The organism is Geobacillus sp. B4113_201601 (genome assembly GCF_001587475.1).
Classification (GTDB): Bacteria; Bacillota; Bacilli; order Bacillales; family Anoxybacillaceae; genus Geobacillus; species Geobacillus icigianus.
Map to the genome: position 1 here is coordinate 38,000 of NZ_LQYX01000067.1, position 11,783 is coordinate 49,782.

Consider the following 11,783-nt stretch of genomic DNA (forward strand, 5'->3'; position numbering starts at 1 on the left):
AATAAGATGAACGTGTTACGATGAAGCTAAAAGGGTGAAGAAGGGTTTTATCGATGATCGAGAAAGTGCGTGCGTTTATCGACAAGCATCGGCTGCTTGCCGAAGGAACGACGGTCATTGTCGGCGTCTCCGGGGGGCCTGATTCGCTCGCGTTGCTGCATGTTTTGCTTTCGCTTCGCGGCGAGCGGAAGCTGCGGCTTGTCGCTGCCCATGTCGATCATATGTTTCGCGGTCGGGAATCAGAAGAAGACATGGAGTTTGTGAAACATTTTTGTGCCCAGCATCGTATTGTATGTGAGGCGGCGCAAATCGATGTTCGAGCGTTTCAGCGGCGCATGGGCATGGGCGCCCAAGAAGCGGCGCGCCGCTGCCGTTACGATTTTTTCGCCAAATTGATGGAAAAACATCAGGCTCAGTACCTCGCGTTAGGCCATCATGGCGATGATCAAGTCGAAACGATTTTGATGCGGCTCGTCCGCGGCAGCACGAGCAAAGGGTACGCCGGCATACCGGTGAAGCGGCCGTTTCAAGGAGGCGATCTCATCCGCCCGCTTTTGGCCGTCAGCCGCGCCGAAATCGAAGACTATTGCGCCAAAGAAGGATTGGCCCCGCGGCGCGATCCGAGCAATGAAAAGGACGACTATACGCGCAATCGGTTCCGTCATCATATTATCCCGCTGCTGCGGCAGGAAAATCCGCGCCTGCACGAACGCTTTCAGCAATATAGCGAAATGATGGCGGAAGATGAACGGTTTTTAGAGGAATTGGCGTCAGAGGCGCTGAATAAAGTAATGGAAAACGAGCTTGGCGATGTCGTGCTTCGCATCGGCCCGTTTTTGGCGCTGCCCCGACCGCTGCAACGCCGGGCGCTGCAAGAGCTGCTACTCCGTCTTTATGGCGGCGTTCCGCCAGCGTTGACATCTGTACATATCCATCATATACTGATGCTTTGTGAAAGCGGCCAACCTTCCGGGACGCTTGATTTGCCGCAAGGGCTGCAAGCGGTTCGTTCGTATGACCGCTGCTTGTTCACCTTCGGCCAAAAACCGTGCGGAAAAGGGTATCGGTTCGAGCTGCCCGTTCCGGCGCGATTGCCTCTCCCAAACGGGCGCGCAATTGTCAGTGAATTTTGGGAACACTATCCGGGAAAGCAGGCGGGCAAAGACGTGTTCATCATCGATCCCGCTTCCATCGCGTTGCCGCTTTACGTGCGGACGCGCCGTCACGGTGACCGCATGGTGCTGAAAGGAACGGGAGGGACGAAAAAGCTGAAGGAAATTTTCATTGAAGCGAAAGTTCCGCGGATGGAGAGGGATTGCTGGCCGGTGGTGGAAGATGCCGACGGCCGCGTCCTTTGGGTGCCCGGCCTGAAAAAGTCGGCTTTTGAAGCGAAAAACCAAGGGAAAGGCCCATATATTTTGTTGCACTATCAGGCGATGAACAGCTAGGAGGAAAAAAGATGGGGATGAAAGACGATATCCAAAAAGTGCTGATTACGGAAGAGGAAATTCAGGCAAAAGTCAAGGAACTTGGCCGTCTGTTGACCGAAGAATATGAAGGCCGTTTTCCGCTCGCGGTCGGCGTCCTCAAAGGAGCGATGCCATTTATGGCCGATTTGCTTAAGCATATCGATACATATTTGGAAATGGATTTTATGGATGTGTCAAGTTACGGCCATGCGACGGTTTCATCCGGCGAAGTGAAAATCGTCAAAGACTTGAACACGTCAGTGGAAGGACGCGACATTTTGATCATTGAAGACATTATTGACAGCGGGCTGACGCTCAGCTATCTCGTCGATTTGTTCCGCTACCGAAAGGCGAATTCGATCAAAATCGTCACCCTTCTTGACAAGCCGTCTGGGCGGAAGGCGAACATTCAAGCCGATTACACCGGATTTACCGTCCCGGATGAATTCGTCGTCGGCTATGGGCTCGATTACGCGGAAAAATACCGCAACCTCCCGTTTATCGGCGTCTTGAAGCCGGAAGTGTACCAGAAGTAGAACCGTTGTTGCGCGCCGGCCGAATTGTTTGTATTTAAGCAAATTTCTATGATAGTATTGAGTATAGTGTGTTTCATATGGGAGGAGGCAAGCAATGAACCGCATTTTGCGCAACACCATCTTTTATTTGCTGATTTTCCTCGTCGTGATCGGCGTTATCAGCTTTTTTAACGGAACGAATCAGCGGACGGAGCCGATGACGTACGATAGGTTTATCACTCATCTGGAAAACGGGGATGTCGAATCGTTTTCCATTAAGCCGGAGCGCGGCGTATATGAAATTAAAGGGCGATTGAGAACATATAATGAGGGGCAGTATTTTTCCACCTATGTCGTGAATAGCGATAAAGTGCTTGACCGCATTGACGCTGCGGCGGCGCGAACGCGGGTGGAAGTGGTGCCGGCGGATGAAACGAGCGGATGGGTAACGTTCTTTACCTCCATCCTCCCGTTTGTCATCATGTTTATTTTGTTTTTCTTCTTGCTGAATCAAGCGCAAGGCGGCGGCAGCCGGGTGATGAATTTCGGCAAAAGCCGGGCGCGGCTGTATACGGATGACAAGCGGAAAGTCCGTTTCCGGGATGTGGCTGGGGCGGACGAGGAAAAAGAGGAACTCGTCGAAATCGTTGAGTTTTTGAAAGACCCGCGCAAATTTGCAGAGCTCGGCGCCCGCATTCCAAAAGGAGTGCTGCTTGTTGGACCGCCGGGGACAGGGAAAACGCTGCTGGCGCGCGCGGTCGCAGGAGAGGCGGGCGTGCCGTTTTTCTCGATCAGCGGGTCGGACTTTGTAGAAATGTTCGTCGGGGTCGGCGCCTCGCGCGTGCGCGACTTATTTGAAACGGCGAAAAAAAATGCGCCGTGCATCATCTTCATTGATGAAATTGACGCTGTGGGCCGCCAGCGCGGCGCCGGTCTTGGCGGCGGCCATGACGAGCGCGAGCAGACGCTCAACCAACTGCTTGTCGAAATGGACGGCTTTAACGGCAATGAAGGGATCATTATTATCGCGGCCACGAACCGGCCCGACATTTTGGACCCAGCGCTGTTGCGTCCGGGCCGTTTCGATCGACAAATCACTGTCGACCGGCCGGATGTCAAAGGGCGCGAAGCGGTGTTGCGCGTGCATGCCCGCAACAAGCCGCTCGATGAATCGATTGATTTAAAAGCGATCGCCATGCGGACACCGGGATTTTCCGGCGCCGATTTGGAAAATCTGCTCAATGAAGCAGCGCTTGTAGCTGCCCGCCGCAACAAAAAGAAAATCGATATGAGCGATATCGATGAGGCGACGGACCGGGTAATTGCCGGACCGGCGAAGAAAAGCCGCGTCATTTCCGAAAAAGAACGGCGCATCGTCGCGTTTCACGAGGCCGGCCATACGGTGATCGGCATGGTGCTCGCCGATGCGGAAATGGTGCACAAAGTGACGATTGTTCCGCGCGGCCAAGCCGGCGGCTATGCGGTCATGTTGCCGAAAGAAGACCGCTACTTTATGACGAAAGCCGAACTCATGGATAAGATCACCGGGTTGCTCGGCGGGCGCGTTGCCGAGGAAATTGTGTTCAACGAAGTAAGCACCGGAGCCCACAACGATTTTCAACGGGCGACGAACATCGCGCGCCGCATGGTGACGGAGTTTGGCATGAGCGAAAAACTCGGACCGCTTCAATTCGGCCAACCGAGCGGGCAAGTGTTTTTAGGCCGCGATTTGCATAACGAACAAAACTACAGCGACAAGATCGCGTATGAAATTGACCTAGAGATTCAACGCATCATCAAGGAATGCTACGACAAAGCGAAACAAATTTTGACCGAGTACCGGGATAAATTGGATTTGATCGCCAATACCCTTTTGGAAGTCGAGACGCTCGATGCCGAACAAATCAAGCATTTGTTTGAACATGGCACGTTGCCGCCGGATCGCAAAGGGCGCGATGAGACCGGGGATGTCAAAATCAACATTCAAAAGAAAGACGAATGAGAGAGGATGTCTCTGTTTTGGAGGCATCCCTTTTTTTGCCGCTGCGCCGGGAAGAGAGCCGGCTTTTTGGCGGCAATTATGATATGATAGAAAGGGGAATTTTATTTGTGAAAAGTGAGGAATGAAGCGATGATTTTTGTCTTGGATGTCGGCAATACAAACACGGTGTTAGGAGTTTACGACGGCGATGAACTGAGGCACCATTGGCGCATTGAGACAAACCGGGCGAAGACGGAAGACGAGTACGGCATGACGATCAAGTCGCTTTTCAACCATGTCGGTCTTCAGTTTTCCGACATTCATGGCATCATCATCTCATCGGTGGTGCCGCCGATCATGTTCGCTCTTGAGCGGATGTGCGTAAAATATTTTCATATTAAGCCGCTGATTGTTGGTCCCGGCATTAAAACCGGGCTTGACATCAAATACGAAAACCCACGCGAAGTCGGAGCTGACCGAATTGTCAATGCGGTCGCCGGCATCCACCTGTACGGCAGTCCGCTCATCATCGTTGATTTTGGCACGGCGACGACGTATTGTTACATTAATGAACATAAACAATATATGGGAGGGGCCATTGCCCCGGGAATTATGATCTCAACCGAAGCGCTGTTTGCGCGGGCGGCGAAGTTGCCGCGTATTGAAATCGCCCGTCCGGACGATATCGTTGGCAAAAATACAGTCAGCGCCATGCAGGCGGGCATCGTGTACGGTTACGTTGGGCAGGTGGAAGGGATCGTTTCCCGAATGAAAGCCAAAAGCAAAGTTCCGCCCAAGGTGATTGCGACCGGTGGTCTCGCTCCGCTCATTGCCAGCGAGTCGGACGTCATTGATGTCGTAGATCCGTTTTTAACGCTGACAGGACTGAAATTGTTGTATGAGAAAAATATAGAGAAAAAAGGATGAAAGGCTTGATGGAGATGAACGATTATTTAGTGAAAGCGCTCGCTTATGATGGACAAGTGAGGGCGTATGCGGCAAGGACAACGGAGACGGTTGCCGAAGCGCAACGCCGCCACCAGACGTGGCCGACCGCCTCAGCGGCCCTCGGCCGGGCGTTGACCGCCGGCGTCATGATGGGGGCGATGCTGAAAGGCGAGGAAACGTTGACGATAAAAATTGACGGCGGCGGCCCGATTGGCGTCATTTTGGTTGACAGCAACGCCAAAGGGGAAGTGCGTGGCTATGTGACAAACCCGCATGTCCATTTTGAACTGAATGAGCATGGGAAGCTCGATGTGGCGCGGGCGGTTGGCAAAAACGGGATGTTGACGGTCGTGAAAGATTTAGGCCTGCGCGACTTTTTCACCGGACAAGTGCCGCTTGTCTCCGGGGAGCTCGGCGATGATTTTACGTATTATTTTGCTTCGTCCGAGCAAATTCCGTCATCGGTCGGCGTAGGTGTGCTCGTCAATTCCGATCATACGATTCGGGCGGCGGGAGGTTTTATCATCCAGTTAATGCCCGGAACGGACGAGCGTACGATCACCGGCATTGAAGAGCGGCTGAAACAAATTCCGCCCGTATCGCGCATGATTGAAAGCGGGCTCAGCCCGGAGCAGATGCTCGAACAGCTGCTCGGTGACGGCGGCGTGCGGGTGCTTGAAACGATGCCGGTGTCTTTCGCTTGCCGCTGTTCGCGCGAGCGGATTGCGGACGCCTTGATCAGCCTAGGGGCTGATGAAATCCAAGACATCATTGACAAAGAAGGCAAGGCCGAGGCTTCATGCCATTTTTGCAACGAAGCGTATCATTTTACCAAAGAGGAACTGGAGCAGCTCAAGCAACTCGCCAAAAAAGGATGAAAACATCAAAATGATTGACAATTACGCCAATAACTGATACATTGGAAACAAATTCGATAAAATTAATCGGGATTAGGGGTGGAATCGTGGCACGCACAGTCAACTCGATCACCGAATTGATCGGCGATACGCCGGCCGTGAAATTGAACCGCATCGTCGATGAAGACAGCGCGGACGTGTACTTGAAGCTGGAATTTATGAACCCGGGCAGCAGCGTCAAAGACCGGATTGCGCTGGCGATGATTGAAGCGGCGGAAAAAGCAGGCAAGCTGAAGCCGGGCGACACGATCGTTGAGCCGACAAGCGGCAACACTGGGATCGGTTTGGCGATGGTCGCGGCGGCGAAAGGGTATAAGGCGGTCTTGGTCATGCCGGATACGATGAGCTTGGAGCGCCGCAACCTGCTGCGGGCGTATGGGGCCGAGCTTGTGCTCACACCGGGCGCACAAGGGATGCGCGGCGCCATCGCCAAGGCGGAAGAGCTCGTCCGCGAGCACGGCTACTTTATGCCGCAGCAATTTAAAAACGAAGCGAACCCGGAAATTCATCGCTTGACGACCGGCAAAGAGATCGTGGAGCAAATGGGCGACCAGCTCGATGCGTTTGTCGCCGGCATCGGCACGGGCGGAACGATTACAGGTGCTGGAAAAGTATTGCGCGAGGCGTATCCGAACATTAAAATTTACGCCGTTGAACCGGCCGATTCGCCGGTGTTGTCTGGCGGCAAACCGGGTCCGCATAAAATCCAAGGAATTGGAGCCGGGTTTATTCCGGATATTTTAGATACAAGCATTTACGACGAAGTGATCACGGTGACTACGGAAGAAGCGTTTGCGGCGGCCCGCCGCGCGGCTCGCGAGGAAGGCATTCTCGGCGGCATTTCGTCTGGCGCCGCGATTCATGCGGCATTGAAAGTGGCGAAAGAGCTCGGCAAAGGGAAAAAAGTGCTCGCCATCATCCCGAGCAACGGCGAACGTTATTTGAGCACTCCTCTTTACCAGTTCGAAGAATAAGACTAGCATTTCTCGGCAGGGGCGACCCTGTCGAATTTTTTATAGGGAGGATGACCGGAACAGCGAATCATTGTACAATAAGAGTAACGATGGACACCATAAGGAGCTGACAAGGATGAAGCAGCGGCGCAGGCGACTGAAACGAACGATCGACTATCGCGGGCGGGATTGGTTCCGCCAGTATGAGCGGCTGGCCTATGGCCGGTCTCATCATGTGTTGCTTCAGAGCGGTCAAGGGGGAAGGTATAGCGTGATCGGCCTTGACCCGATCGGAGTGATCCGCGCTGATGAGCAACGGCTCTTCATCAAGCAGCGCGAGGGTGAAACGGTGCTCGACGGCTCGCCGCTTGAAGGGCTCCGGCAATGGTTTCGCTCGTTCGCCGTGCCGGATGAAGGCGACTCGCTGCCTTGCCAAGGCGGGCTGATCGGTTTCGTTAGCTATGATGCCGTTCGTTATTTAGAACGGCTCCCGGTGCTCGCGCAAGATGATTTGCGACTGCCGTTTTTGTATTTTTTTCTCTTTGATGACGTAGCGATTTATGACCACCAAACGGAACAGCTTCATTTGCTTGTCTATGCGAATGAAGGGGAGGAAGACGATGCCAAGCAGCGGCTTGAGGAGCAGGCGCGGATGTGGCTCGAGGACCGGACGGAATCCCCTGTTTGGCCGTTTGCCGCCTCGAGAGCGACGCCATCTATGTCAATGACAAAAGAGCGGTTTATGGAGGCGGTTCGCCGCGTGCAGCGCTATATTGCGGCGGGCGACGTGTTTCAAGTCAACCTATCGGTGCGCCAGTCGCAGCCGCTGTTGACACACCCATTTGCCGTCTACAAACAGTTGCGGGCTCTAAATCCATCCCCTTATATGGCGTATTTGCACACCCCGGAGTTTCAAGTGGTCAGCGGCTCGCCGGAGTTGCTCGTCCGCAAGCGGGGATGGCGCCTTGAGACGCGCCCGATTGCCGGCACCCGTTCGCGCGGTCGGACAGCGGCAGAGGATGAACAAATCGCCCGCAAGTTGCTGGCGAGTGAAAAAGAGCGGGCCGAGCACGCCATGCTCGTTGATCTCGAACGGAACGACCTTGGGCGCGTCTGTGCCTACGGGACGGTTCGCGTGGACGAATGGATGACTATCGAAAAGTATTCTCATGTGATGCATATCGTTTCTCACGTATCCGGCACGATGGCGCCGGAGCACGATGCGTTTTCCGTCATTCGCGCCATGTTCCCCGGCGGGACGATCACCGGCGCCCCCAAAGTGCGAACAATGGAAATTATTGAAGAGCTGGAGCCGGTTCGCCGCGGCTTGTATACGGGTTCGATCGGTTGGATCGATTTTCAAGGCAACATGGAGCTCAACATCGCCATTCGCACGATGGTCGTCAAAGACGGATTGGCGCATGTCCAGGCAGGGGCGGGCATCGTCATCGACTCCAACCCGGAGCATGAGTACAAGGAATGTGTAAAGAAAGCGGCCGCCCTTTGGAAAGCGAAAGAGCTGAGCGAAGCAGAGGCATTATTTTTGAGCACGAGGTGAGAATTGATGATCGTCATGATTGATAATTACGATTCGTTTACGTACAATTTGGTGCAATATTTGGGCGTGTTGGGCGAAGAGCTGATTGTCAAACGGAATGATGAAATTACGGTGGCTGAAATCGAACGGCTCCGCCCCGATTTTATCATGATTTCCCCCGGCCCTTGCACACCGAATGAGGCAGGGGTCAGCCTAGAAGTCATTGATCGCTTTGCCGGTCAAATTCCGATTTTCGGCGTCTGCCTTGGCCATCAAGCCATCGCCCAAGCATTCGGCGGCCGCGTCGTCCGCGCGCCAAGGTTGATGCATGGGAAAACATCGTCCGTCTACCATGATGGGGAGACGATTTTCCGCGGCGTGCCGAACCCGTTTACGGCCACGCGCTACCATTCTTTGATCGTCGAGAAAGAGACGCTTCCGGACTGTTTCGTCGTGTCGGCTTGGACGGAAGAGGAGGAAGTGATGGCCATTCGCCATCAAACGCTGCCGGTGGAAGGCGTGCAGTTTCACCCCGAATCGATTATGACCAGCCATGGGATGCAGCTATTGAAAAATTTTATCGACACATATAAAAAGGCGTGACGGTCATGTATGTGTATATGAACGGGGCGGTCGTTCCGCGCGAGGAGGCTCGGCTGTCAGCGTTCGATCACGGGTTTTTATATGGGCTCGGCTTATTTGAAACGTTCCGCACGTATCGCGGTCACCCGTTTTTGCTTGACGATCATTTGGCCCGATTGAACAAAGGGCTGTCTGAGCTTCACATCGAAAGGCAGTTCGGCCGCGCCGAAGCGGTGGCGATCATCGAACAGTTGCTCGAAGCCAATGGCTTGTGCGACGCGTATGTGCGCTTCAATGTATCGGCCGGGGTCGGCGATCTCGGCTTGCCGATCGAAAAGTACCGAAGTCCGACCGTGATTGTCTATATGAAGCCGCTGCCGCCGCCTGCCCCCTCGGAAGGAAAAGAAGGGGTGGTGCTCGCGACAAGGAGGAACAGCCCGGAAGGAAAGGAGCGACTAAAGTCGCACCATTATTTAAACAATATGATTGGGAAATGGGAGCTCGGACATCGACCGGATGCGGAAGGAATTTTTTTGAATTCAGAAGGGGCGGTAGCGGAGGGGATCGTTTCCAATCTTTTTTGGGTGAAAGACGGCGTTGTCTACACGCCGGCGCCGGCTGTCGGCATATTGAACGGCATCACAAGACAATTCGTCATCGCACTGCTCAGACAGTTGGGCATTCCCGTTGAAGAAGGGGCCTATCCGCTCTCCCATCTGTTGCAGGCGGACGAAGCGTTTATCACCAACTCGGTGCAGGAAATTGTCCCCCTTTTCCGCATTGGCCGTTGCGTCTACCAAGGAAAAAACGGCCCGGTCGTTCAGACGCTGCAGCATCATTACCGGCGCTTGGCCCATCAGTTATGGACGAGGAATGAATTGGCGGAAAGGATGAACGGCTGATGACAACATTGACGCGCCCTCTTCGGCTTCAATGCCGCGGGCATGAATTTGACTTAAGCAAAAAAACGTTAATCATGGGCATTGTCAACGTTACGCCCGATTCGTTTTCCGACGGCGGCCGGTTTTACGACATCGAAAACGCGGTCAAGCACGCGAAGCGGCTTGTAGCGGAAGGAGCAGACATCATTGACATCGGCGGGGAATCAACTCGTCCGGGGGCAGATCCAGTGCCGCTCGATGAAGAGCTGCGCCGAGTCATCCCGGCGGTCAAAGCGATCGCTGAGGCGGTGAACGTACCCATTTCCATTGACACTTACAAAGCCGAGGTCGCCCGGCAAGCGATCGAAGCCGGAGCGCACATCATCAACGACGTTTGGGGAGCAAAAGCCGATCCCGATATGGCGCGCGTCGCCGCCACGTACGGCGTGCCGATTATTTTAATGCACAACCGCCGCGATATGGCGTATCGCGAGTTGATTTCCGACATGATCGCTGATTTGCAGGAAAGCATTCGCATTGCCAAAGGAGCCGGTGTGAAAGAGGAAAACATCATTTTAGACCCAGGCATCGGCTTCGCCAAGACGGTCGAGCATAACTTGGAAGTGATGCGCCGTCTTGACGAATTTGCCGCTCTTGGCTATCCGCTGTTGCTCGGTACGTCGCGCAAACGGTTTATCGGCCATGTGCTCGATTTGCCGGTAGAGGATCGGGTGGAAGGAACGGGCGCGACCGTTTGCCTCGGCATCGTCAAAGGCGTGCATATCGTCCGCGTCCACGATGTATTGCCGATCGCTCGCATGGTGAAAATGATGGATGCCATGCTTGGGAAGGGAGAGAGCAGCCATCGATAAAATTTACGTGCACGGCATGGAATTTTACGGCTACCACGGGGTGCTTCGCGAAGAAAACATCCTCGGCCAGCGGTTTTTGGTCGATGTGACGCTGGAGCTCGATTTGCAGTCCGCTGGGCGGAGCGACCGTCTTGAGCATACCATCAACTACGCTGATGTGTACGAGCGCTGCCGGATGATTGTGGAAGAACGGACGTTTGCCTTGATCGAGGCGGTCGCCGAAGCGATCGCCGCCGACTTGCTTGCAGCGTTTCCTCGTATCCAGCGCTGCACGGTGAAAGTGATCAAACCGAATCCGCCGATCCGCGGCCATTATCAGCACGTCGCGGTCGAGATGAGCAGGGGGCGTTGAATGGAAACGATCGCGTACATTGCGTTAGGTTCCAATCTCGGAGACCGTTTGTCATATTTGCGTTCGGCGATTGAAGCGCTGAATGATCATAAGGAAATTGCTGTAACATCCAGTTCATCCATTTATGAAACCGACCCGGTTGGCTATGTACAGCAAGGCAAGTTTTTAAACATGGTGATCGAGGTGGCGACAACGCTATCACCGTTTGCCTTGCTTGACGTGACCCAAGAAATCGAACAAAAATTGGGGAGAAAAAGGGAAGTCCGTTGGGGGCCGCGAACGTTAGACCTTGACATTTTGCTGTATAATCATGAAAATATTGAGACAGAGCAACTGACGATCCCGCATCCGCGCATGATGGAGCGGGCGTTTGTGCTCATTCCGTTGTTGGAAGTCAATGCGTTTGTGACCATACCAACTCTTTCTGAACCGCTAACCGACATCATTGACCGGCTGCCGGACAAAAAAGGAGTTCGCCTATGGAAGCAGAAAGATGGGGAAAACGTATTCGCGCTTTTCGAAAGCTGAAAGGATATACACAAGAAAAGTTGGCTAAGGAGCTTGGTATTTCAGTATCCATTCTTGGTGAAATTGAGCGTGGTAATCGGATGCCATCCGATGTGCTCATCGGGCAAATCGCCGAACGGTTGAATGTGTCAGTGGAGGAGCTGTCTCCGCCAACGTTCGAATCAAACAAGTAGAAAGGAGCATTCCCGTTAGGAGCTTTTCCGGGGACTTGATCAAAAAAAGCCCTCTTGGTATGATGCAGGGGTGTC

13 protein-coding genes are annotated in these 11,783 nt (G+C 53.8%); all 13 read left to right on the forward strand.

What is annotated here, in order from left to right:
• Positions 1 to 53 precede the first annotated feature (53 nt).
• The 13 genes from tilS (at position 54) to B4113_RS18740 (ending at position 11,708) form a co-directional block, all read left to right on the forward strand.
• Positions 54 to 1,448, forward strand: a complete 1,395-nt coding sequence (gene tilS / locus B4113_RS08375; RefSeq protein ID WP_033022355.1) for a tRNA lysidine(34) synthetase TilS — start codon at positions 54 to 56, stop codon at positions 1,446 to 1,448.
• An 11-nt stretch (positions 1,449 to 1,459) separates the two neighbouring features.
• On the forward strand, positions 1,460 to 2,005 hold the full coding sequence (hpt, locus tag B4113_RS08380; protein ID WP_033022353.1) for a hypoxanthine phosphoribosyltransferase: 546 nt from the start codon (positions 1,460 to 1,462) through the stop codon (positions 2,003 to 2,005).
• A 94-nt stretch (positions 2,006 to 2,099) separates the two neighbouring features.
• Entirely contained in the window at positions 2,100 to 3,986 is a 1,887-nt protein-coding gene (gene ftsH, locus B4113_RS08385) for an ATP-dependent zinc metalloprotease FtsH (protein ID WP_033022351.1), read from the forward strand.
• Between the two features lie 129 nt (positions 3,987 to 4,115).
• On the forward strand, positions 4,116 to 4,892 hold the full coding sequence (locus tag B4113_RS08390; protein WP_033022350.1) for a type III pantothenate kinase: 777 nt from the start codon (positions 4,116 to 4,118) through the stop codon (positions 4,890 to 4,892).
• Positions 4,893 to 4,906: 14 nt separating this feature from the next.
• Positions 4,907 to 5,791: an Hsp33 family molecular chaperone HslO gene (gene hslO / locus B4113_RS08395; protein WP_033022419.1), complete on the forward strand. Its 885-nt coding sequence runs from the start codon at positions 4,907 to 4,909 to the stop codon at positions 5,789 to 5,791.
• Positions 5,792 to 5,877: 86 nt separating this feature from the next.
• On the forward strand, positions 5,878 to 6,804 hold the full coding sequence (cysK, locus tag B4113_RS08400; RefSeq protein WP_033022348.1) for a cysteine synthase A: 927 nt from the start codon (positions 5,878 to 5,880) through the stop codon (positions 6,802 to 6,804).
• Positions 6,805 to 6,919: 115 nt separating this feature from the next.
• Entirely contained in the window at positions 6,920 to 8,341 is a 1,422-nt protein-coding gene (pabB, locus tag B4113_RS08405) for an aminodeoxychorismate synthase component I (protein WP_033022347.1), read from the forward strand.
• Positions 8,342 to 8,347: 6 nt separating this feature from the next.
• Positions 8,348 to 8,923, forward strand: a complete 576-nt coding sequence (gene pabA / locus B4113_RS08410; protein WP_033022345.1) for an aminodeoxychorismate/anthranilate synthase component II — start codon at positions 8,348 to 8,350, stop codon at positions 8,921 to 8,923.
• A gap of 5 nt (positions 8,924 to 8,928) precedes the next feature.
• Positions 8,929 to 9,804, forward strand: a complete 876-nt coding sequence (gene pabC, locus B4113_RS08415; protein WP_033022343.1) for an aminodeoxychorismate lyase — start codon at positions 8,929 to 8,931, stop codon at positions 9,802 to 9,804.
• On the forward strand, positions 9,804 to 10,655 hold the full coding sequence (folP, locus tag B4113_RS08420; RefSeq protein ID WP_033022341.1) for a dihydropteroate synthase: 852 nt from the start codon (positions 9,804 to 9,806) through the stop codon (positions 10,653 to 10,655). Before pabC ends, folP begins: the two co-directional genes overlap by 1 nt.
• Positions 10,648 to 11,007, forward strand: a complete 360-nt coding sequence (gene folB, locus B4113_RS08425; RefSeq protein ID WP_304439356.1) for a dihydroneopterin aldolase — start codon at positions 10,648 to 10,650, stop codon at positions 11,005 to 11,007. The genes folP and folB overlap by 8 nt, the downstream gene beginning before the upstream one ends.
• Positions 11,008 to 11,535: a 2-amino-4-hydroxy-6-hydroxymethyldihydropteridine diphosphokinase gene (gene folK, locus B4113_RS08430; RefSeq protein ID WP_033022340.1), complete on the forward strand. Its 528-nt coding sequence runs from the start codon at positions 11,008 to 11,010 to the stop codon at positions 11,533 to 11,535.
• On the forward strand, positions 11,487 to 11,708 hold the full coding sequence (locus B4113_RS18740; protein ID WP_033022339.1) for a helix-turn-helix domain-containing protein: 222 nt from the start codon (positions 11,487 to 11,489) through the stop codon (positions 11,706 to 11,708). Before folK ends, B4113_RS18740 begins: the two co-directional genes overlap by 49 nt.
• Positions 11,709 to 11,783: the final 75 nt, after the last annotated feature.

What these genes read in the sequence shown, in the direction of transcription:
- tilS (WP_033022355.1), top strand. Translation starts at nt 54, where the DNA reads ATGATCGAGAAAGTGCGTGCGTTTATCGACAAGCATCGGCTGCTTGCC.
- hpt (WP_033022353.1), top strand. Translation starts at nt 1,460, where the DNA reads ATGGGGATGAAAGACGATATCCAAAAAGTGCTGATTACGGAAGAGGAA.
- ftsH (WP_033022351.1), top strand. Translation starts at nt 2,100, where the DNA reads ATGAACCGCATTTTGCGCAACACCATCTTTTATTTGCTGATTTTCCTC.
- B4113_RS08390 (WP_033022350.1), top strand. Translation starts at nt 4,116, where the DNA reads ATGATTTTTGTCTTGGATGTCGGCAATACAAACACGGTGTTAGGAGTT.
- hslO (WP_033022419.1), top strand. Translation starts at nt 4,907, where the DNA reads ATGAACGATTATTTAGTGAAAGCGCTCGCTTATGATGGACAAGTGAGG.
- pabB (WP_033022347.1), top strand. Translation starts at nt 6,920, where the DNA reads ATGAAGCAGCGGCGCAGGCGACTGAAACGAACGATCGACTATCGCGGG.
- pabA (WP_033022345.1), top strand. Translation starts at nt 8,348, where the DNA reads ATGATCGTCATGATTGATAATTACGATTCGTTTACGTACAATTTGGTG.
- pabC (WP_033022343.1), top strand. Translation starts at nt 8,929, where the DNA reads ATGTATGTGTATATGAACGGGGCGGTCGTTCCGCGCGAGGAGGCTCGG.
- folP (WP_033022341.1), top strand. Translation starts at nt 9,804, where the DNA reads ATGACAACATTGACGCGCCCTCTTCGGCTTCAATGCCGCGGGCATGAA.
- folK (WP_033022340.1), top strand. Translation starts at nt 11,008, where the DNA reads ATGGAAACGATCGCGTACATTGCGTTAGGTTCCAATCTCGGAGACCGT.
- B4113_RS18740 (WP_033022339.1), top strand. Translation starts at nt 11,487, where the DNA reads ATGGAAGCAGAAAGATGGGGAAAACGTATTCGCGCTTTTCGAAAGCTG.